Annotated in this window: 17 protein-coding genes; 15 read left to right on the top strand and 2 right to left on the bottom strand. The window is 58.0% G+C overall.

Translation table 11 applies throughout. From position 1 onward, the window contains the following. Positions 1 to 93: 93 nt before the first annotated feature. Positions 94 to 2145 carry a PAS domain S-box protein gene (locus B5M06_RS14355; protein ID WP_080025272.1) on the bottom strand — a complete coding sequence of 684 codons (2052 nt, stop codon included), beginning with the start codon at positions 2143 to 2145 and terminating at the stop codon, positions 94 to 96. Positions 2146 to 2291: 146 nt separating this feature from the next. Next, positions 2292 to 2939: a GntR family transcriptional regulator gene (locus B5M06_RS14350; protein ID WP_054067058.1), complete on the bottom strand. Its 648-nt coding sequence runs from the start codon at positions 2937 to 2939 to the stop codon at positions 2292 to 2294. 123 nt (positions 2940 to 3062) lie between these two features. On the opposite strand from B5M06_RS14350, the gene scpA reads away from it, so the two are divergent. The 15 genes from scpA (at position 3063) to B5M06_RS14275 (ending at position 20140) form a co-directional block, all read left to right on the top strand. After that, a complete protein-coding gene (gene scpA / locus B5M06_RS14345) occupies positions 3063 to 5252 on the top strand; it encodes a methylmalonyl-CoA mutase (protein WP_054067059.1) in 2190 nt (729 codons plus the stop codon). 14 nt (positions 5253 to 5266) lie between these two features. Then, the gene (meaB, locus tag B5M06_RS14340; RefSeq protein WP_205245377.1) at positions 5267 to 6307 is read left to right on the top strand and encodes a methylmalonyl Co-A mutase-associated GTPase MeaB; all 1041 of its coding nucleotides are present in this window, start codon (positions 5267 to 5269) and stop codon (positions 6305 to 6307) included. Between the two features lie 77 nt (positions 6308 to 6384). Further along, positions 6385 to 7923, top strand: coding sequence for an acyl-CoA carboxylase subunit beta (locus B5M06_RS14335; protein WP_054067060.1), 1539 nt, complete (start codon positions 6385 to 6387; stop codon positions 7921 to 7923). Positions 7924 to 8088: 165 nt separating this feature from the next. Beyond that, positions 8089 to 10143, top strand: coding sequence for an acetyl-CoA carboxylase biotin carboxylase subunit (accC, locus tag B5M06_RS14330; protein ID WP_054067061.1), 2055 nt, complete (start codon positions 8089 to 8091; stop codon positions 10141 to 10143). Between the two features lie 210 nt (positions 10144 to 10353). Next, a complete protein-coding gene (locus B5M06_RS14325; protein WP_054067062.1) occupies positions 10354 to 10824 on the top strand; it encodes a VOC family protein in 471 nt (156 codons plus the stop codon). 83 nt (positions 10825 to 10907) lie between these two features. Next, complete coding sequence (locus B5M06_RS14320; RefSeq protein ID WP_054067063.1) at positions 10908 to 11801, top strand: alpha/beta hydrolase; 894 nt, start codon at positions 10908 to 10910, stop codon at positions 11799 to 11801. A gap of 139 nt (positions 11802 to 11940) precedes the next feature. Beyond that, positions 11941 to 13131, top strand: a complete 1191-nt coding sequence (locus B5M06_RS14315) for an ABC transporter substrate-binding protein (RefSeq protein WP_054067064.1) — start codon at positions 11941 to 11943, stop codon at positions 13129 to 13131. Positions 13132 to 13152: 21 nt separating this feature from the next. Continuing rightward, complete coding sequence (locus B5M06_RS14310; protein ID WP_054067065.1) at positions 13153 to 13491, top strand: tRNA-binding protein; 339 nt, start codon at positions 13153 to 13155, stop codon at positions 13489 to 13491. Positions 13492 to 13503: 12 nt separating this feature from the next. Further along, positions 13504 to 14424, top strand: coding sequence for a branched-chain amino acid ABC transporter permease (locus B5M06_RS14305; RefSeq protein ID WP_077344989.1), 921 nt, complete (start codon positions 13504 to 13506; stop codon positions 14422 to 14424). A 69-nt stretch (positions 14425 to 14493) separates the two neighbouring features. Then, entirely contained in the window at positions 14494 to 15486 is a 993-nt protein-coding gene (locus tag B5M06_RS14300) for a branched-chain amino acid ABC transporter permease (RefSeq protein ID WP_054067070.1), read from the top strand. Further along, positions 15483 to 16259 carry an ABC transporter ATP-binding protein gene (locus tag B5M06_RS14295; protein ID WP_054067071.1) on the top strand — a complete coding sequence of 259 codons (777 nt, stop codon included), beginning with the start codon at positions 15483 to 15485 and terminating at the stop codon, positions 16257 to 16259. The genes B5M06_RS14300 and B5M06_RS14295 overlap by 4 nt, the downstream gene beginning before the upstream one ends. A gap of 17 nt (positions 16260 to 16276) precedes the next feature. Next, positions 16277 to 16939, top strand: a complete 663-nt coding sequence (locus B5M06_RS14290) for an ABC transporter ATP-binding protein (protein ID WP_054067072.1) — start codon at positions 16277 to 16279, stop codon at positions 16937 to 16939. 2 nt (positions 16940 to 16941) lie between these two features. After that, entirely contained in the window at positions 16942 to 18639 is a 1698-nt protein-coding gene (locus B5M06_RS14285; protein WP_080025271.1) for an ATP-dependent nuclease, read from the top strand. After that, entirely contained in the window at positions 18636 to 19340 is a 705-nt protein-coding gene (locus tag B5M06_RS14280) for an SDR family oxidoreductase (RefSeq protein ID WP_054067073.1), read from the top strand. Before B5M06_RS14285 ends, B5M06_RS14280 begins: the two co-directional genes overlap by 4 nt. Before the next feature lie 47 nt (positions 19341 to 19387). After that, entirely contained in the window at positions 19388 to 20140 is a 753-nt protein-coding gene (locus B5M06_RS14275) for an IclR family transcriptional regulator (protein WP_054067074.1), read from the top strand. Positions 20141 to 20148: the final 8 nt, after the last annotated feature.

The raw sequence follows: 20148 nt of genomic DNA, 5'->3' as shown, positions 1-20148 counted from the left end.
GGCTTGCAAGGCGCTCGGCATTGCTGCGCCACCGCGCCGAGCATCCCATCCCCAAGCCTTCAACGCGAATCTCAAGCTTTATGTGAACACGCCCTAGTGCACATGCCTCTGATCACTGACGGCAGGAGTTTCCCGGGCATGTGGGCTGTGGATGGCGGCTTCCATCAGGTCGCTGGCGGAAAAGCGCTCATCCAGCGTAGAGGCATGGCTGATGCGCAGCATCTGAACATGGAACCTGAGGTAGTGGTGCTGCACCTCCTGTATGGAGCGGGTCAGGCGGTCCACAAGAGCAGCAAATGACGCAGCGTCCTTGATGCCAGGCAGCAGCACGGCCAGCAGGTCCTTGCTGTAGCGCGACAGCGTATCGGTGCAGCGCAGCTGCTGCTCCAAGAGCTGCGCCAGCAGGCGCTGGGCATTGTTCAAATCGTGAGGTGTAGCTTGGTCATCGAGCACAAACTGCACGCACACCACGCCCGCATGGGTGGACTTTCGGTGGGAACTGATGAGCTGGCTGGTCAGCCGGTCCATGAACAGCTTTCGGGTCGGCAGCCCCGTGCTGCTGTCATGCAGCTCTGCATGTGGCAGCATGACCTCCAGGCTGGGGCGCTCGCTGATATCGCTGATCACCACGATGAAGTGGTGGGGGCGCTTGATCTCATTGAGCACGGGAGAGATGGAAATACGCTGCATCCAGACCTGGCCATTGCTGCGGGTGAGCAGCACCTCAGCCTGCCAGTGCTGCTCGGTGGCCAGGGTATGCCACAGCCCGCTCATGTCGGGGGGGATATCTGCAGTTTCGTAAAGCCATGGCAGTGATTTGCCAATGCAGTCCTGCCTGTGCATTTCCATCAGGCGCTCAAAGGACGGATTGACATCCGTGATGTTGTAGTGCGCATCCATGATGGCAACGCCCTCATGCACGTGGTGAAAGACGCTGGCAGCAATGCGCAGCTGTGCGTCTGCACGCTTGCGCTCCGAGATGTCCTGTAGATAGGCAACAAAAATCAGCCCTGAAGGGGTGATCGCCTTACCCAGTGACAGCTGCAGGGGAATGAGCTTGCCGTCTTTGTGTATGCCCAGCACTTCGCGGTGTTTGTTGGTAATCGGTTTGCCCACGTGCTGAAGGTGGCCTTCCAGAAAGGCATTGTGCTGCTCTGCCAGAGGTGAAGGCATGAGCATATTGACGCTGCGGCCCAGTACTTCTTCCTTGGTGTAGCCAAACAGTTGCTGCGCCATGGAGTTGTATTCAAGGATGATGCCGCGGGCATCGGTGCTGATGAAGCCCGCATCGGCTGCTTCCACCATGGCAAACAGACGGGCATCGCGGGCTGCAGCAGCGTGCCAGTGGGCGCGGTAGCGCATGGCTGCATGCGCCAGCCCCAGAATGACAAACACGGAACCTGCGATGGAGACAATAAACAGTGACAGCATCTGGCTGCCATGCAGATCAGGCATGGCCGATGGCAGGGACTCACTCGTTCCAGGCAATGCAATGCGCATGGCATGCATGGAGAGGTAGTGCATATTGGCGATGGCGGCCGCCAGCAGGGAAGGGGGAAGCCAGCGCCAGTACAGCAGTTTTGTGCCACGGGCATGCTGTTCCACCCAGCGGTAGCTGGCAAAGCTCAGAATGCTCAGAGCGACGCCTGCGACGCTGGCCAGCAGGAACTGCGGCAGGTCCAGGCGCACCACTCCATCAATATAGGCAGCGCCAAGGCCGCTGTAATGCATGACCGTCACGCCAAGGCCAAACAGGCTGCCGCCCAGCAGCATGCGCGCTGTGCTCATGGGCTGGCTTTGCAAGGTCCAGATGGCAATGCCTGCGGCAGCCAGACTGGGCAGGATGGAGGCGGCAGTTTTCCAGACGCTGTAGCTCACATGCGTGGGCAGCTGCATGGCCAGCATGCCGGTGAAGTGCATGCACCAGATGCCAAAACCGAGCACGATGGCAGTGCACAGCCAGGCAATGCGCTGCTGACTGTGCGCGGCGGCAACCTGGTTGTTGCGCAGAATGTAAAAGCCAATATGGCAACTGACAAAGGCAATCAGCAAAGACAGCAGCACAACCCCTAGGCTGTGAGGCACATGGGTAATGAGATGTGAACTGGGGACGTTGATGTGCTCAAACACGCTCAAACCAAGCATGTGAACTCCTGGGTATCTCTGGCGGCGCTGCGCATGCGATGAAGGCGACCAAGTACTGGCGTACGCGGCTAAATTTGATTGCTATAGAAATATTTTTGGTTACTTTCCAGGCCATGTCTGTAGGAAGAGTCTTGGAACTTCACTTTTCATGACATTTTTGCGGCCTGCAACCCATTGCTGAAGTGCGTAAGCATGGCTTGGCGGCTGCCCTGCGCATTTCGAGCCAGCAGCTGCTGCATCAGCGCTTCATGCTCCTGCAGGCTGTCCTGTGTGCGCCCCTGCTTGAACAGGGACTGGTGGCGGTTGAGCTTCATGACCTTGCGCAGGTCAGTCACCGTCTGCAGCAGAAAGCGGTTGTCGCACAGCGTCAGCAGTTGCAGATGAAAGGCTTCGTTGATCTGGAAAAACCGGTTGGCATCGTCCACCGCGGCGCACAGAGACTGGTGCAGGGCGTGCAGCTGCTGCAGCTGCGCATCCGAGGCCTGCTGGGCCACGGTGGCGGCAGCATCGCTTTCCAGCAAGGCCAGCAGGTGGTACACATCGCGCATGTCTTTTTCGGATGTCTCGGTCACATAGGCACCACGGCGCGGCTTCATGGTGACCAGGCCTTCTGCGGCCAGCACTTTCAATGCTTCACGCAAAGGCGTGCGGCTGATGCCAAATTCCTCTGCCAGCTTCATTTCATCAATCCAGTCACCAGACTGGAGTTCGCGCTGGTAGATGCGCTGGCGTACCAGTTCAGCCACCTGGAGGTACAAGGGCTTGGGTGCAAGCAGGGGGGTAGTTTCTGTCATAGGTCTTAGGGGGCTTTCCCTAGGCCGGTGTTTCGTAGTTATGTATTCATAATTATGAATCACAAGCAGTGCGGAAAAACTGGCGTTTTCCAGCACAAGACTATTACGGAGACAGTTCTAGCCATGGGCATCGACAGCAAACAGGGCCAGACAGCGGCCACTGCCACATCTGAATTTCCATCAGCCAGCCTCGCAGACTGGGAAAAAGCCGCCGCCAAGGCTGCACCGCAGGGGGATATCAGCCAGCTCAACTGGACCACGCCGGACGGCATCACGGTCAAGCCGCTGTATACGGCGCAGGACACGCAAGACCTGCCCTATGCAGATACTTTGCCCGGGTTTGCGCCCTTTATTCGCGGCCCGCAGGCCACCATGTATGCAGGCCGCCCATGGACGATCCGCCAGTACGCGGGTTTTTCTACGGCCGAAGAGTCCAACGCTTTTTATCGCAAGGCACTGGCCGCCGGGGGGCAGGGGGTGTCTGTGGCGTTTGATCTGGCCACGCACCGCGGCTACGACTCGGACCACCCGCGCGTGACGGGGGACGTGGGCAAGGCCGGTGTGGCGATTGACTCGGTGGAGGACATGAAAGTCCTGTTCAACGGCATTCCGCTGGACAAGGTGTCTGTGTCCATGACCATGAACGGGGCTGTGCTGCCCGTGCTGGCGGGCTATGTGGTCGCAGCGGAAGAGCAGGGCGTGTCGCAGGAGCAGCTGTCTGGAACCATTCAGAACGACATTCTGAAAGAGTTCATGGTGCGCAACACCTATATCTACCCGCCCCAGCCCTCGATGCGCATCATTGGCGACATCATCGAGTACACGAGCCAGCACATGCCCAAGTTCAACTCGATCTCGATCTCGGGCTACCACATGCAGGAAGCCGGGGCCAACCAGGCGCTGGAACTGGCCTTTACGCTGGCTGATGGCAAGGAGTATGTAAAGACGGCCATTGCCAAGGGCATGGATGTGGACGACTTTGCCGGTCGCCTGTCCTTCTTCTGGGCCATTGGCATGAACTTCTATTTAGAGATTGCCAAGATGCGCGCTGCCCGCCTGCTGTGGTGCCGCATCATGAAAGACTTCGGTGCCAAAAAGCCCAAGAGCCTGATGCTGCGCACCCACTGCCAGACCTCCGGCTGGAGCCTGACGGAGCAAGACCCGTACAACAACGTGGTGCGCACCACCATCGAGGCCATGGCCGCCGTATTTGGTGGCACGCAGTCGCTGCACACCAACAGCTTTGATGAAGCCATTGCCCTGCCCACAGAGTTTTCGGCCCGGATTGCGCGCAACACCCAGCTCATCATTCAGGAAGAAACCCACATCACCAATGTGATTGACCCCTGGGCAGGTTCCTACATGATGGAAAAACTGACCCAGGAAATGGCCGACAAGGCCTGGGCCATCATCGAAGAAGTCGAGGCCATGGGCGGCATGACGCAAGCCGTGGATTCTGGCTGGGCCAAGCTCAAGATCGAAGCTGCCGCAGCCGAAAAGCAGGCGCGCATTGACTCTGGCAAGGACGTCATCGTTGGCGTCAACAAATACAAGCTGGCCAAGGAAGACCCCGTCGATATCCTGGAGGTGGACAACGTCAAGGTGCGCGAAAGCCAGATTGCGCGCCTCCAGGATTTGAAGCAAAAACGCGATGCAGCCAAGGTGCAGCACGCGCTGGATGCTCTCACTAACGCAGCGCAGACCGGCGAGGGCAATCTGCTGGATCTGGCTATTGCGGCCATTCGCCTGCGCGCTACCGTGGGTGAAGTGTCGGATGCGCTCGAAAAAGTTTTTGGCCGCCACCGTGCGGATACCCAGAAGGTGACTGGTGTGTATGCAGCAGCCTATGACTCAGCCCAAGGCTGGGAGCAGCTCAAGCAAGAAATCAACACCGCTGCCGAGCTGCTGGGCCGCCGCCCGCGCGTGATGATCGCCAAGCTGGGGCAGGACGGACATGACCGGGGTGCCAAGGTGGTGGCCACTGCTTTTGCTGATCTGGGCTTTGATGTGGACATGGGGCCGCTGTTCCAGACGCCCGAGGAATGCGCGCGCCAGGCCATTGAGAACGATGTGCATGCCGTGGGCGTCTCGACCCTGGCCGCAGGCCACAAGACCTTGGTGCCCGCCATCATTGAAGCACTCAAGCAGCAGGGCGCAGACGACATCATTGTCTTTGTGGGGGGGGTCGTGCCTGCGCAGGACTATGACTTTCTGTTCCAGGCAGGGGTCAAGGGCGTCTATGGCCCCGGCACGCCCATTCCCGCCAGTGCCAAGGATGTGCTGGAACACATCAAGAAAGCGGCAGGCCTGTAACTGGGGAGCGCATCTTGACTCCTCAACAAATTCAGGAAGGCATTCTGCGCGGTAGCCCCGCCGTGCAGCGCCGTGCCATGGCCAAGGCCATTACCTTGCTGGAATCCACCCGCGCAGACCATCGCGCGCAGGCCGATGCACTGCTCACGGCCTTGCTGCCGCACACGGGCAAGGCGCTGCGGCTGGGTATCAGCGGAGTACCTGGCGTGGGCAAATCCACCTTCATCGAAGCGCTGGGCATGTATCTGACGGGGCAGGGCCACCGCGTGGCCGTGCTGGCGATTGACCCTTCCAGCACCGTATCCGGCGGCTCTATCCTGGGTGACAAGACCCGCATGGAGCAGCTCTCGGTCAACCCCAATGCCTATATCCGCCCCAGCCCATCGAGCGGCACGCTCGGCGGCGTGGCCGAGAAAACGCGCGAAGCCATGCTCGTTTGTGAGGCTGCGGGCTATGACGTGGTGATCGTAGAAACCGTTGGCGTAGGGCAGAGCGAAATCGCTGTGCACGGCATGACAGATATGTACTGCGTGCTGCAGCTGCCCAATGCGGGCGATGACCTGCAAGCCATCAAGAAAGGTGTGATGGAGCGGGCCGATTTGGTGGTCATCAACAAGGCTGACATTGACCCCAATGCCGCCACGCGCGCGCAGGCCCAGATTACGTCCAGCCTGCGGCTGCTGAGCATGCACGGCAACCCCGAGCATGCCCAGCACAACGCCGCACTGTGGCAGCCCAAGGTGCTGCAGATCTCGGCCCTGCAAGGACAGGGCGTGGGGGAGTTCTGGCAGACGGTGCAGCAATTTCAGCAGCTGCAGACTGCCAATGGCCGTCTGGCCCAGCGGCGTGAGCAGCAGGCACTGGCCTGGATGTGGGAGCGCATTGATGCCGGGCTGAAGCAGGCCTTCAGGCAACACCCGCAGGTGCAGGCCTTGCTGCCCGGCACGCTGGCCGATGTTGCCGCAGGCCGGCTGGCCGCCAGTACGGCCGCCAGAAATCTGCTGGCAGCGCAGGCGGCATCAGCGCCAACCGCAGCGAAAAGTGATGAAACATGACCGATTTCACCACTCAATCGACATTACATGAATAAGAAAACCGCCATCTTTATCTGAAGAGGATCTGAGGAAGACATATGGAATCGAACAACATCCTGGCCCAGCTCGAAGCGAAAAGAGAAATGGCCCGCCTGGGCGGCGGACAGAAAAGAATCGACGCCCAGCACCGCAAGGGCAAGCTCACAGCCCGTGAACGCATCGAACTGCTGCTGGACGACGGAACTTTTGAAGAATGGGACATGTTCGTCGAGCACCGCTGCACCGACTTTGGCATGGAGAACACCAAGATCCCCGGTGACGGCGTAGTGACGGGCTACGGCATGATCAACGGCCGCCTGGTGTTTGTCTTCAGCCAGGACTTCACCGTGTTCGGCGGGGCGCTGTCAGAAACCCATGCAGAGAAGATCTGCAAGATCATGGACCAGGCCATGAAGGTGGGCGCTCCGGTCATTGGGCTGAACGACTCCGGCGGTGCACGCATTCAGGAGGGCGTAGCGTCCTTGGGTGGTTATGCCGATGTCTTCCAGAAAAACGTGCTGGCTTCAGGCGTGATTCCGCAGATTTCCATGATCATGGGCCCTTGCGCTGGTGGGGCGGTGTACTCGCCCGCCATGACGGACTTTATCTTCATGGTCAAGGACAGCAGCTATATGTTTGTGACCGGCCCTGAAGTGGTGAAAACCGTCACGCACGAAGAAGTCACGGCCGAAGAGCTGGGCGGTGCCATCACCCACACCACCAAGAGCGGCGTAGCCGATCTGGCTTTCGACAACGATGTAGAGGCGCTGATGATGCTGCGCCGCCTGTACAACTACCTGCCGCTGAATAACAAGGAAAAAGCCCCGGTGCGTGCGACGACAGACCCGGCCGACCGTGCCGACATGTCGCTCAACACCCTGGTGCCCAGCAACCCCAACCAGCCCTATGACATGAAGGAGCTCATCCTCAAGACCGTGGATGACGGCGACTTCTTCGAGCTGCAGCCTGACTACGCCAAGAACATCTCGATTGGCTTTGCCCGCATGCGCGGCCAGACCGTAGGCATTGTGGCCAACCAGCCGCTGGTGCTGGCAGGCTGTCTGGACATCAAGTCCAGCATCAAGGCCGCGCGTTTTGTGCGCTTTTGTGATGCGTTCAACATCCCCGTCATCACCTTTGTGGACGTACCCGGCTTCATGCCTGGCACATCGCAGGAATACGGCGGCATCATCAAGCACGGTGCCAAGCTGCTCTATGCGTATGCGGAATGCACCGTGCCCAAGATCACCGTCATCACCCGCAAGGCCTACGGTGGCGCGTATGACGTGATGGCTTCCAAGCACCTGCGCGGCGATGTGAATCTGGCCTGGCCCCATGCCGAAATTGCCGTGATGGGCGCCAAGGGCGCCGTGGAAATCATCTTCCGCGAAGACAAGCACGACCCCGAAAAGCTCGCTGCCCGCGAGGCCGAATACAAGGCCCGCTTTGCCAACCCCTTTGTGGCTGGGGCTCGTGGCTTTATTGACGATGTGATTCAGCCGCACGAAACGCGCAAGCGCATCTGCCGTTCGTTGGAGATGTTGAAAAACAAGCAGTTAGAGAATCCATGGCGCAAGCACGGCAACATCCCTCTGTAAGGGGCGGCGGTGATACAGCCCCCCGATGCTTTGTTGCATGGGCTTGCCGTAGCGCTGCTACTGCCTGCGCCCATGCGCCGCGCCTCGGTCGCTTCGCTGGGCTGTCTCACCACCTCCATGGATAAACCTGCTGCTTAAAGCAAGTACAAGAAAGAGACAAAGATCATGTTTACAAAAATCCTGATCGCCAACCGTGGCGAGATCGCATGCAGAGTCATCGCCACCGCCAAGAAAATGGGCATCCAGACTGTTGCGGTCTACTCCGAAGCGGACAAGGAAGCCCGCCACGTCAAGCTGGCCGATGAAGCCGTGCACATTGGCCCAGCGCCCAGCCGTGAGTCCTATCTGCAGGCCGACCGCATCATTGCCGCCTGCAAGCAGACCGGCGCACAGGCCGTGCACCCCGGCTATGGTTTTTTGAGTGAGAACGAAGCCTTTGCCCGCCGTCTGGAGGAAGAGGGCATTGTCTTTATCGGCCCCAAGCATGCAGCCATTGCCGCCATGGGCGACAAGATTGCATCCAAGAAGCTGGCCAACGAAGCCGGTGTGAACACCATTCCCGGCTACAACGACCCCATCGCTGGTCCTGAGCAGGCCGTGGAAATTGCCAAAGGCATTGGCTACCCCGTGATGATCAAGGCCTCGGCTGGCGGCGGCGGCAAGGGTCTGCGCGTAGCCTTTGACGACAAGGAAGCCTTCGATGGCTTTGCCTCCTGCCAGAACGAGGCGCGCAACAGCTTTGGTGATGACCGCATCTTTATCGAAAAGTTTGTGGAGCAGCCGCGCCACATTGAAATTCAGGTGCTGGGCGATGCGCACGGCAACGTCATCTACCTGAACGAGCGCGAATGCTCCATCCAGCGCCGCCACCAGAAAGTGATTGAAGAAGCGCCTTCGCCTTTCATCAGCGATGCCACGCGCAAAGCCATGGGCGAGCAGGCGGTGGCACTGGCCAAGGCCGTGGGCTACCAGTCCGCAGGCACAGTGGAGTTTGTGGTGGGCAAAAACCAGGACTTCTACTTCCTGGAGATGAACACCCGCCTGCAGGTAGAGCACCCTGTCACCGAATGCATCACCGGGCTGGACCTGGTGGAGCAGATGATCCGCATCGCCGCCGGTGAAAAACTCGCCATCCGCCAGGAAGACGTCAAGCGCGATGGCTGGGCCATGGAGTGCCGCATCAATGCCGAAGACCCATTCCGCAACTTCCTGCCATCGACGGGCCGCCTGGTGCGCTTTAACCCTCCGGAGCAGACCATGTGGCAGGCCGACACCGAACACCTGCACGGCGTGCGCGTAGACACGGGCGTGTACGAAGGGGGCGAGATCCCCATGTACTACGACTCGATGATTGCCAAGCTCATCGTCCACGGCAAAGACCGCAACGATGCGATTGCCAAGATGCGTGAGGCGCTCAACGGCTTTGTGATTCGCGGCATCAGCTCCAACATCCCGTTCCAGGCCGCGCTGCTGGCCCACCCCAAATTCCAGACGGGTGACTTCAACACCGGTTTTATTGCCGAGCACTATGCCCACGGCTTTAACGCCAGTGATGTGCCGCACAGCGACCCGGATTTCCTCGTTGCGCTGGCCGCCCACATGAACCGCCGCTACCGCGCACGTGCGGCCACCATCAGCGGGCAGATGAACGGGCATGAGGTGGTCGTGTCTGCGGACTACACCGTCATCGTCCTGGGTGCAGAAGGCCAGAACCAGCACCACAGCGTCACAGTGTCTGACTTTGAGTTCGACAGCCGCAAGAGCACGGTCACGCTCAACGCCAGCGGCAAGCGCTATGAGTTCCAGAGCTTCAGCGCCATGCGTGAAGTGCGACTGCAGGGACTTTGCAATGGTCAACCCTTTACCGTGCAGGTAGAGCGCGGCACGCCCAAGAATCCGCTGGCATTGCGCATCACCCACAACGGCACGCAGATTGATGCGCTGGTGCTCTCACCCAAGGGGGCCAAGTTCCATGAACTGATGCCCTACAAGGCGCCGCCAGACATGTCCCGGTTCCTGCTCTCGCCCATGCCAGGCTTGCTGGTAGATGTGGCCGTGCAGGAAGGCCAGAAGGTGCAGGCGGGTGAGAAGCTCGCCGTCATCGAAGCCATGAAGATGGAAAACATCCTCTTCGCCAGCCAGGACGGCGTGGTGCGCAAGATCAGCGCAGGCAAGGGGGCGTCGCTGGCTGTTGACGATGTGATTCTGGAATTTGAATGATCGGGGCGGTGTTGCTACAAGCCTTCAGACTTTGTTGCAAAGCTTTGCCGTAGCGCTGCTACTGTCTGCAGCTTTGCGTCGCGTCTGAACCGCCAAGCTTTGCTTGGCTGGCTTGTAGCACCACCTCGAAACGAAGAATGACTATAAAAATCATGCTCCAGCGCAATACCAGTAAGCGCTGACAGCTATGAAAACGATAAGGAGACAGCCATGAACATCACCGCACGCCCCTTCAAGGTCCTGGGCATCCAGCAAGTTGCCATTGGTGGCACCGACAAACAGCGCATGAAAAAGCTCTGGGTGGACATGCTGGGCCTGGAGCAGACCGGCACTTTCCAGTCTGAGCGCGAAAACGTGGATGAAGACATCCTCGCCATGGGCAAGGGCGCGATGAAGGTGGAAGTGGACATCATGCAGCCGCTGGACATCGACAAAAAACCCGCCGTTCACACCACGCCGCTCAACCACATTGGCCTGTGGATTGACGATCTGCCCAAGGCCGTAGAGTGGCTTACCGCCCAGGGCGTGCGCTTTGCGCCCGGCGGCATCCGCAAGGGGGCGGCAGGTTACGACATCTGCTTTCTGCACCCCAAAAGCAATGACGAGTTTCCCATCGCAGGCGAGGGCGTGCTGATTGAGCTGGTGCAGGCCCCCCCCGAGGTGATTGCCGCGCTGGGCTGAGGTGGCGCAGCCTATTCAGCGTTTATTCAGCCTGCAGGCGATTTTGTTTCTTATGCTGCTGCGCAACCACCGGAGACCACGCCATGCCAGGCAGCAATGCGCAAGCCTATTACGACCGCCAGTACAACGCCCGCGCCAGTGTGCAGGATGCGGCAGCCCTGATTGCCCGCTACACCCAGGAAAGCCAGGCTGCTTCGCAACTTCGAGCTATTAAAAACGTAGCTTATAGCGCACGCAGTACCGACGTTCTGGATATATATCTACCCCAAAGCACGCAACAGCAAGCGCAAGGCGCTCCTGTTTTTATATTTATCCACGGTGGCTACTGGCGGGCCCTGAGCAAGAACGATTCGGCCTTCATGGCCCCGGCGCTCACGCAGGCTGGGGCCATGGTGGTCGTGCCTGAGTACGATCTGGCCCCGGCGGTGACGCTGGACCACATCGTCGATCAGATGCGCCAGATGTTTGCCTGGGTGGTGCGCAACATCGCCATCTACGGTGGTGATGCTCGCAATATCTGCGTCTGCGGCAGCTCCGCAGGCGGTCATCTGGTCGGCATGCTGCTGGCCAAGGGCTGGCAGGAAGAGTATGACTTGCCCGCCAGTGCAACGCCCGCCTCGGCCTTCCCCCTGAGTGGCCTGTTTGACCTGCAGCCGCTGCTGCACACCCACATCAACGGCTGGATGCAGATGGACGACGCTGCCGCCCTGCGCAACAGCCCACGCTTTCTGCTGCCAGACGCAAGCACCCATAGCCAGTGCCAGCTGCGTGTAGCCGTGGGGGAGTTTGAAAGCCGAGAATTTCACCGCCAGTCGCGCGAATATCTGGCGGCCTGGAATGCCCGCCTGCTGCCGGGGCAGTGGGTGGAAGCCCCCGCCACCAACCATTTTGATTTGCCGCTGCAGCTGGCAGATGCGCAGTCCATCGTGCACCAGACGGCACTGCAACTCATGGGTTTGTCAACGCCTGCCCCTTGATGCAACTGTTGTGATTGCACCAATGGCCCCATGCCCGCGCTCCTCAAAAACGGCTGCGCTGTGTAGGCTTGCGGCGATTGATCGCCGTTGCTGCGCCGCAGCATTCATTCCACGATTCTGATATTTGAGACAAAGAGACATGAGCACCATCCACCGCCTGGCCCTGCGCGCCACCGCTGTCGCCGCCTTTGCCGCATCGCTGACCACTGCCGCCTGGGCGCAAGACCCCATTAAGGTGGGCGTGGCGCTCGATATCTCCGGCCCATTTGCGGGACCTGGTGTGGAAATCCGTGATGGCCTGAATCTGGCCGCCAAGCTGCTGGACAACAAGCTGGGCGGCGTGCCCGTGGAATTGATTCAGGCCGACATGGCGGGCAACCCTGAAACCGCGCGCCAGCTGGTGGACCGCTTCGTCAAGCGCGACAAGATTGATTTCTTCACCGGCCCCGTGGGTTCTAACGTGGTGCTGGCCGTGGGCCCCACCTTGTTTAACGCCAAGGTGCCGTTCCTCTCGGCCAACCCCGGCCCCAGCCAGCTGGCGGGCAAGCAGTGCAACCCGTACTTCTTTGGCACCAGCTACCAGAACGACGCCATGCACGAAGCTGCGGGCAAACACGCTGCGGACAAGGGCTACAAGAAAGTCGTCGTGCTCGCGCCCAACTACCCCGCAGGCAAGGATGCCGTCAACGGCTTCAAGCGCGCCTATGCCCAGCCGGTGGCGGATGAGGTGTACACCAAGGTCGGCCAGCTGGACTTTGCGGCAGAAATTGCCCAGCTGCGCGCCGCCAAGCCCGATGCGGTCTACATCTTCCAGCCCGGCGGCATGGGCATCAACTTCATCAAGCAGTTCATGGGCGCGGGTCTGAACAAGGACATGGTGCTCATTTCCTCGCCCTTTACCGCTGACCAGGACATCATCGCCGCCGTGGGCGAGCCCATGGTCGGCATCTACAACGCCTCCAGCTACGCACACGATCTGGACAACGCCGCCAACAAGCAGTTTGTGGCCGAGTTCCAGAAAGCCTATGGCCGCCTGCCCACGCTGTACGCCGCTTTTGCCTATGACGTGGTGATGAACATGGACGCTGCCGTCAAAGCCACGGGCGGCAAGGTGGACGACAAGGCTGCGCTGGCCAAAGCGCTCAAGACCGCCAAGTTTGACTCCGTGCGCGGCAACGTCAGCTACGGCAACAACCAGTTCCTCACCCAGGACTACTACCTGCGCCAGGTGGTCAAGACCGCAGACGGCCAGATCACCAACCAGCTGCAGCCCGGCAAGATCTATACCGCTCACCAAGATAGTTTTTCGGCCCAATGTGCTATGAAATAAGCGCTAGCCGCTATCAAAAATATGGAAACCATTACCTGGGATGACTTTGCCCGCGTCCAGCTGCGCGTAGGCCGCATTGTGGCGGCCGAGGTGTTTGCCCAAGCGCGCAAACCGGCTTACCTGCTGCAGGTGGACTTTGGCCCGGAGCTGGGCATCAAAAAATCCAGCGCGCAGATTACCCACCACTACACGCCCGAGGCGCTGATTGGCAAACAGGTCGTGGCCGTGGTGAACTTTCCCAAAAAGCAGATTGGCCCGGTCATGAGCGAATGCCTGGTCACAGGCTTTCCCGATGCAAACGGCCATGTCGTGCTCTGTGTGCCAGACCAGAACGTGCCTTTGGGCGCGCCATTGTTTTAAGGGCAGGCTGCAATGGATCTGGTTTTTTTACTGGAGCAAACCCTCAACGGCCTGGGCTATGGCCTCATGCTGTTTCTGCTGGCTGCGGGCCTCACGCTGGTGTTCGGCATCATGGACACGCTCAACCTCGCGCACGGCGCGCTGTTTATGGCCGGGGGCTATGTCTCGGCCAGCGTGCATACGCACAGCGGCTCTTTCTTGCTGGCGATTGCGGTGGGCATTGCCGTCACGGTGGCCCTGGCTGCGGTGCTGGAGGCCGTGCTCATTCGCAAGCTCTATGCGCGTGACCACCTGAGCCAGGTACTTGCCACCTTTGGCGTCATCTTGATTGCGGACGATGTGGTCAAAGCCATCTGGGGGCCTTCGCCCATCATGGCGTCCACCCCGGCGGCGCTCTCGGGGCCGGTTCAGCTGTTCGGCTTTCTGCCATATCCCAGCTACCGCCTGCTGATTCTGGCCGCAGGCCTGGCCGCCGCGCTGGCGCTGTACCTGCTGGTCAGCCACACCAAGCTCGGCATGTGGGTGCGCGCGGGCGCGTCCAACCGCCAGATGGCGCAGTGGATGGGTATTCGCGTGAACCGCGTGTTTGCCATCGTCTTTGCCATGGGGGCGGCGCTGGCGGCTTTGGCGGGGGCACTCATGGCCCCCATCAGCGCCGTGCAGGTGGGCATGGGGGAGAGCATTCTCATCCCAGCGCTGGTGGTGATTGTGATCGGCGGCATTGGCTCGGTGCGCGGCGCACTCATTGCCAGTCTGCTCGTGGGCCTTGTTGATACCGCTGGCCGCGCCTTGCTGCCGCCGCTGCTGCGCGAGGTGCTCTCGCCCACGCTGGCGGCGGACATTGGCCCCGCCGTGGCCAGCATTGCCATGTATGTGCTGATGGCGGGTGTGCTGGTGTTCAAACCTTCGGGCCTGTTCCCGGCGCATGGTTAAAAGGGCGGTTTTCTTGTGATGCATTCAAACCCTGTCAATACATACAGCGCTGCGCAGAACCCGCCGCCGATGGCATCCACCGCCCATGCGCGCTGGGTCAGCCACAGTGTGCTGGCTGCGCTGGTGATCGTGCTTGGCGCCTTTCCGTGGGTCGCACCCGCGCTGGGGCTGGATTACTACGTGGACTTTGTGCGCCGCATCCTCATCGTGAGTATTGCGGCGCTGAGTCTGAACTTTCTCATCGGCCGCGCAGGCCTGGTCGCCTTGGGCCATGCCGGTTTTGTGGGCGTGGGGGCCTATGCCGTGGTCGCCATGGTGGAGGGTGGCTACAGCAACGCCTGGCTCATCTGGCTGGTCGCGGCCGTGGCGGGCTTTGTGGTGTCGGGCCTGATCGGGCTGGTGGCCGTGCGCACCAGGGGCGTGTACTTCATCATGATTACGCTGGCCTTTGCGCAGATGCTGTACTACCTGGCCGTGTCGCTGCGCTTCTGGGGTGGGGATGATGGCTACACCATGTACAGCCCCCTGCAACTGTGGGAAGGTGTAGATGCACAAGGCAACTGGCTGTTTAGCCTGGTACTGCTTGCCTTTGCATCACTCTTTTTGGTGCTTTCGCGCATCGAGCGCTCCTACTTTGGCCGCGCGCTGGAAGGCATTCGTGACAACGAAACGCGCATGCAGGCCATGGGCTACCCCACGGTGCGGCTCAAGCTGCTGGCCTTTGCGCTGGCAGGCAGCATTGCCGCCTTGTCGGGCGCACTGCTAGCCACGCAAAACCTGTTTGTCAGCCCCAGCCTGATGCAGTGGAACCAGTCGGCCCTGCTGATTGTGATGGTCGTCATTGGCGGCATTGGCCTGCGCTGGGGCGCGCCGCTGGGCGTGGCCGTGTGGCTGGTGCTGGAAGAACTGCTCAAGCAGCACACGGACTACTGGCACGCCCCCATGGGCCTGCTGCTGGTGGCCGTGGTGTTTCTGGCCCCCAGGGGCTTGGCGGCATTCTTTGCCAAAAAAGACAGCGCAGCTAAAAAGCAGAGCGCCCAGCGCAGTAAGGACGCCGCATGAGCCTGCTTTCTATTCAAAACCTCGTCAAACGCTTTGGCGCGCTCACGGCGACGGACCATGTTTCGCTGGCCGTGGAAAAAGGCGAAATCCACGCCCTGATCGGCCCCAACGGCGCAGGCAAATCCACGCTGGTGCATCTGATCTCGGGCCTGCTGCCTGCCGATGGTGGGTCGCTGAAGCTCGACGGGCAGGAACTCATCCACCTTGCCCCCCACCAGCGCGTGGCAGCGGGCCTGTCGCGCTGCTTTCAAATTACGAGCATTTTTCCGAAGCTGACCGTGGCCGAAAACCTGCTGCTGGCCGTGCAGGCCCACCACAGCAATAGCTTTCGCTGGTTCAAAGTGCGCGACAAGGATGCAGCACTCCAAGCCAAAGCATGGGAGCTGGCGCACCGTGTGCAGCTGGAAGGCCAATGGAATACCGTGGCCGGCACCTTGCCCCACGGCGCGCAGCGCAAGCTCGATGTCGCCTTGGCCATTGCCGCCACACCCAAACTGCTGCTGCTGGACGAGCCCATGGCAGGCATGGGGCCCGCAGAGTCCGAAGAAATGGTGGAGCTGATCCAACAGCTGCGCAAAGACATGGCGATTTTGCTCATCGAGCACGATATGGACGCCGTGTTCCAACTGGCCGACCGCATTACCGTGCTGGTCTATGGCAAGGTGTTTGCACAGGGCACAGCCGCGCAAATCCAGCACGATGCGCGTGTGCAGGCCGTGTATCTGGGCCAAGAGGATGAGTTAGAAGAACAACTAGAAGAGGGCGCGGCATGAGCGGTTCCACGACACCATTGCTCGAAGTGCGCAACATCGAAGCAGGCTATGGCGCCAGTCAGGTGCTATTTGGCGTGAGTTTGACGATTGAACCGCACCAGGTCGTCAGCCTCATGGGCCGCAATGGCATGGGTAAATCCACCACCATCAAATGCATTACCGGCGCTTTGCCCGTGCGCAAGGGGCAGATTTTCTTTGAGGGCAAAGAGATTACGAATCTTCCTGCCGACGAAATTGCCCGCCGAGGCATTGCACTGGTGCCCGAAGGGCGCATGTGTTTTGCCAATTTAACCGTCAAGGAGCACTTGATAGCCTTTGCGCGAAAACCTGATGCAAAGCAAGAGAGTGTTTGGGATTTACCGCGCATCTATGAGCTGTTCCCACGCCTCAAAGAGCGTGAACACCATATGGGCAACCAGCTTTCGGGCGGTGAACAGCAGATGCTGGCGATTGGGCGGGCTTTATCGACGAATCCCAAGTTGCTGATTTTGGATGAGGCGACGGAGGGGTTGGCGCCGGTGGTGAGGGAGGAGATTTGGGAGTGTTTGAATAAATTAAAAAATTTGGGGCATTCAATTTTATTAATTGACAAATACTCTAAGGAAATAAAATCATTTTCTAATTCAATTATTTGTTTGGAAAAGGGTTGTTTGGCTTCTGATATTGAATTTTTTAAATAAAAATGTTCACCTCTGTAAGAATTGAGAAGTTTATGAGGATCAAGGACTCTGGCCTAATCAAGCTAGGTCCTGTAACTCTTCTTGTTGGTGAGAATGGATCAGGGAAGTCATCCATTCTAAAAGGAATTCACTGGGCTATTCGATGTGCTGTTCTCAAAGATGGCAATGACAAAGTAACACTTGAAAGAATGGATTATGTCCCTAGCAGGGATTTTTTATATTTAGGGCACAGTATTAAGCTTAATAGCGAAGCAGCATCTCCAAAAATAAAGATTACATTAGAGTCAAACGGTAAAAATCTTATTATTGATTTAAGTTCAACGAGAAATGATGCAGGCGTCAAGGCTTCTGTAAGAGGTACTTTATCATCGTTGATTAATGCTTCTTCAAGAATAACTTCATATATACCAGGATTGGCAGGGCTTTCAGAGGCAGAATCTTTACTTGCAACCCCTGTTTTGCATAGGAAAGCAGCTTCAGGTGAAGGAGGATCTGTTTTAAGACATATACTTTTAGGTCTGGCAATATCTCAGCAAGGCAATGAAAATATAGATAAGTTTGTTGAGTTGTCTGAATTAAATAATTGGGTTGGCAAAGTTTTTCCTAAAGTTAGATTTTGGGTTAAATTTGATCGGCTTCGAGATGTAAATATCGAGGCAAAATTTTTGACACCTGATATGGTGGTTGCTGGTAAAAAAATTGATCAGCAATGGCGCTCACTTGAGATGGCTGGAACAGGTTTTTTGCAAGTAGTGCAAATTTTTGCCTACCTTTTGCATTTCAAACCAAAACTTCTCTTGATTGATGAGCCGGACTCACACCTACATCCAGGAACTCAAGAGAGACTGATTTCTGCAATAGAGGAAGCTTCAAAAATATTCCCAGAAACGCAATACATAATTGCCACGCATTCCCCAAATCTTGTTAAGTCATCAAGTGCGATATCGGAAGTGCACTGGATTTCTAATGGAGTTAACAAAAATGAAAATGAACAAGTTATTAGAAATAGAATGGGATGGGGAGCCCTTGATAAAGACCTAATGATAATAACTGAAGATGGTAATATTGAATTCATGGATTCAATATTGAATCAATGGCCTGATTTGAAAAGAAAAATTCTAATATGGCCAACGTATGGGTCTGGGTCTTTGCCAAATGGTTCAGCTATAAAGAGGTTAAGAGCATCTCTTGGGATAAAAGTTATTATTCATAGGGACAGAGATTTTTTATCAGATAGGGATAAAAAAGCTTTAGAGAAAAAAATGGGTTACGATTCATGTGAAGTTAACCTATGGATGCCTAAAGGATCTGACATTGAAGCAGCTTTTTGTGACCCTGAACACATTAGTAATGTTTTTGAAATCAGTATAGATGAAGCAAATGAATTAATCAGTGATGCTTTGTTATTGCTAGATAGAGATCAAGTCGAAATAGATTTTAACCGTCTATATACATCTGCTACAGGTGGGATAAACGCTAGTGAGGTTAGCGTCCCATCAATGCGGTGGCGTGATCTTGGTGAGTTTTGTTCAAGAACTGTAAAAGGTAAAGTTTTATTAGAGAAGATTTTAGAATCTGCAAAAAATAAATTTTCCAGTAGTCCCGGAAAACTAAAAGGTTTATCAAAGATAAAAAATCCAACTATTAGCATGAATGAAGACCTCAAGAGAGTTATTGATTTAGAAATTGCTCGTAAATGAATTTAGAGAAAACCGCCATCATCATCGCCGCAGGCTCCGGCATTGGCGCAGCCACTGCCCGCAAACTTGCCGCTGACGGCTACCACGTGGGCTTGCTGTCATCGTCTGGCAAAGCCGAAGCACTGGCCCAGGAGCTGGGCGGCATCGGCGTCACCGGCACCAACCAGAGCCAGGCCGATATCCAGAAACTCGTCGATCTGGTCATGGAACGCTGGGGCCGCGTCGATGTGCTGGTCAACTCCGCAGGCAAAGGCCCGCGCGCGCCGGTGCTGGAGTTGACGGATGCCGACTGGCATGCTGGCATGGATGCCTATTTGCTCAACATCGTGCGCGCGGCGCGCTGTGTGACGCCGATCATGGTGAGCCAAGGGGGAGGTGCGATTGTCAATATCTCCAGCGCTTGGACGTTTGAGCCGGTGGATTTGTTCCCGACGTCTGCCGTGGCGCGTGCGGGGCTGGCGAGCTTTGCCAAGCTGTTTGTGGACGAATACGCCAGGCATGGCGTGCGCATGAACAATGTGCTGCCCGGCTGGATCAACAGCCTGCCCGAAAAAGACGAGCGCCGCGCGGCCGTGCCCATGCAGCGCTATGGCACGGTGGAAGAGATTGCGGCCACGATTGCCTTCTTGGCTTCTGAAGGTGGCGCCTATATCAACGGCCAGAATATTCGGGTCGATGGCGGGCTGATGCGTTCGGTGTAATCGCTTGCAGTTTTTAGCTTCATCTTTCTATAGCGGCAGACATCGCCATGCCTGAGTCCGAGCGTTCTGAACTGCCTGCAGCGTCGGACTCGCATGTCGTGGCGGTGTCCCGCGCTTTGCGTGTGCTCAATGCTTTCTATGGCGACGAAAGCTTTGTGTCCTTGGCAGAGTTGGCACGCCGAACGGGCATGCACAAGCCTACGGTGCTGCGTCTGGCGCGTACCCTGGAGCATGCCCGTTACTTGGTTCGGCGCGAGGATGGTGCCTGGCGCTTAGGCCCCAGTGCGGGTTTGCTGGGCGCACGCTACCAAGCGCAGTTTGATGTGAACACCATCGTTGAACCGTACTTGGTGGAGTTGTCGCAAATGAGTGGTGAGAGTGCCTCGCTCTACGTCTACGAAAACAACGCCCGCAGCTGCTTGCTGCGCTACGAAGGTCCCAGAGCACTTCCCCAGCACGTGCGCTCGGGCGAAGTGCTGCCGCTGGACCGTGGCTCAGCGGGGCGGGTGATTTTGGCAGCGCTGGGGGAGCCCGGTGCCATCTACGACGAGATTCGCCGCCAAGGCTACAGCGTGACGCGTGGTGAGCGCAGCGCTACCTCGGCCAGTGTCGCGGTGGTGGTGTATGGGACACGGCGATCGGTGCTGGGGTCGGTGTCGGTGGCGGGGCCGGCCGACCGCTTGAGCGATGCCCAGCTGCACAGCTACGCCCCGGCCGTGATGCAGGCAGCAGCACAGATTTCGTGGAAGCTGGGTGGCGTGAGTGCCTCTGCGCTGCGTTCGACCTGGCACCCCAACTGAGTGCTGCG

This window comes from Comamonas kerstersii (assembly GCF_002056725.1).
GTDB classification, from domain to species: Bacteria; Pseudomonadota; Gammaproteobacteria; order Burkholderiales; family Burkholderiaceae_C; genus Comamonas; species Comamonas kerstersii.
Note: the sequence above shows the minus strand (reverse complement) of the source record. Positions and strands in the feature narration are given on the sequence as shown.

Excerpts from the sequence above, each read along its gene's own strand:
- B5M06_RS14355 (WP_080025272.1), bottom strand. The coding sequence starts at position 2,145 with ATGCTTGGTTTGAGCGTGTTTGAGCACATCAACGTCCCCAGTTCACAT.
- B5M06_RS14350 (WP_054067058.1), bottom strand. The coding sequence starts at position 2,939 with ATGACAGAAACTACCCCCCTGCTTGCACCCAAGCCCTTGTACCTCCAG.
- scpA (WP_054067059.1), top strand. The coding sequence starts at position 3,063 with ATGGGCATCGACAGCAAACAGGGCCAGACAGCGGCCACTGCCACATCT.
- B5M06_RS14335 (WP_054067060.1), top strand. The coding sequence starts at position 6,385 with ATGGAATCGAACAACATCCTGGCCCAGCTCGAAGCGAAAAGAGAAATG.
- accC (WP_054067061.1), top strand. The coding sequence starts at position 8,089 with ATGTTTACAAAAATCCTGATCGCCAACCGTGGCGAGATCGCATGCAGA.
- B5M06_RS14325 (WP_054067062.1), top strand. The coding sequence starts at position 10,354 with ATGAACATCACCGCACGCCCCTTCAAGGTCCTGGGCATCCAGCAAGTT.
- B5M06_RS14320 (WP_054067063.1), top strand. The coding sequence starts at position 10,908 with ATGCCAGGCAGCAATGCGCAAGCCTATTACGACCGCCAGTACAACGCC.
- B5M06_RS14315 (WP_054067064.1), top strand. The coding sequence starts at position 11,941 with ATGAGCACCATCCACCGCCTGGCCCTGCGCGCCACCGCTGTCGCCGCC.
- B5M06_RS14310 (WP_054067065.1), top strand. The coding sequence starts at position 13,153 with ATGGAAACCATTACCTGGGATGACTTTGCCCGCGTCCAGCTGCGCGTA.
- B5M06_RS14305 (WP_077344989.1), top strand. The coding sequence starts at position 13,504 with ATGGATCTGGTTTTTTTACTGGAGCAAACCCTCAACGGCCTGGGCTAT.
- B5M06_RS14300 (WP_054067070.1), top strand. The coding sequence starts at position 14,494 with ATGGCATCCACCGCCCATGCGCGCTGGGTCAGCCACAGTGTGCTGGCT.
- B5M06_RS14295 (WP_054067071.1), top strand. The coding sequence starts at position 15,483 with ATGAGCCTGCTTTCTATTCAAAACCTCGTCAAACGCTTTGGCGCGCTC.
- B5M06_RS14285 (WP_080025271.1), top strand. The coding sequence starts at position 16,942 with ATGTTCACCTCTGTAAGAATTGAGAAGTTTATGAGGATCAAGGACTCT.
- B5M06_RS14280 (WP_054067073.1), top strand. The coding sequence starts at position 18,636 with ATGAATTTAGAGAAAACCGCCATCATCATCGCCGCAGGCTCCGGCATT.
- B5M06_RS14275 (WP_054067074.1), top strand. The coding sequence starts at position 19,388 with ATGCCTGAGTCCGAGCGTTCTGAACTGCCTGCAGCGTCGGACTCGCAT.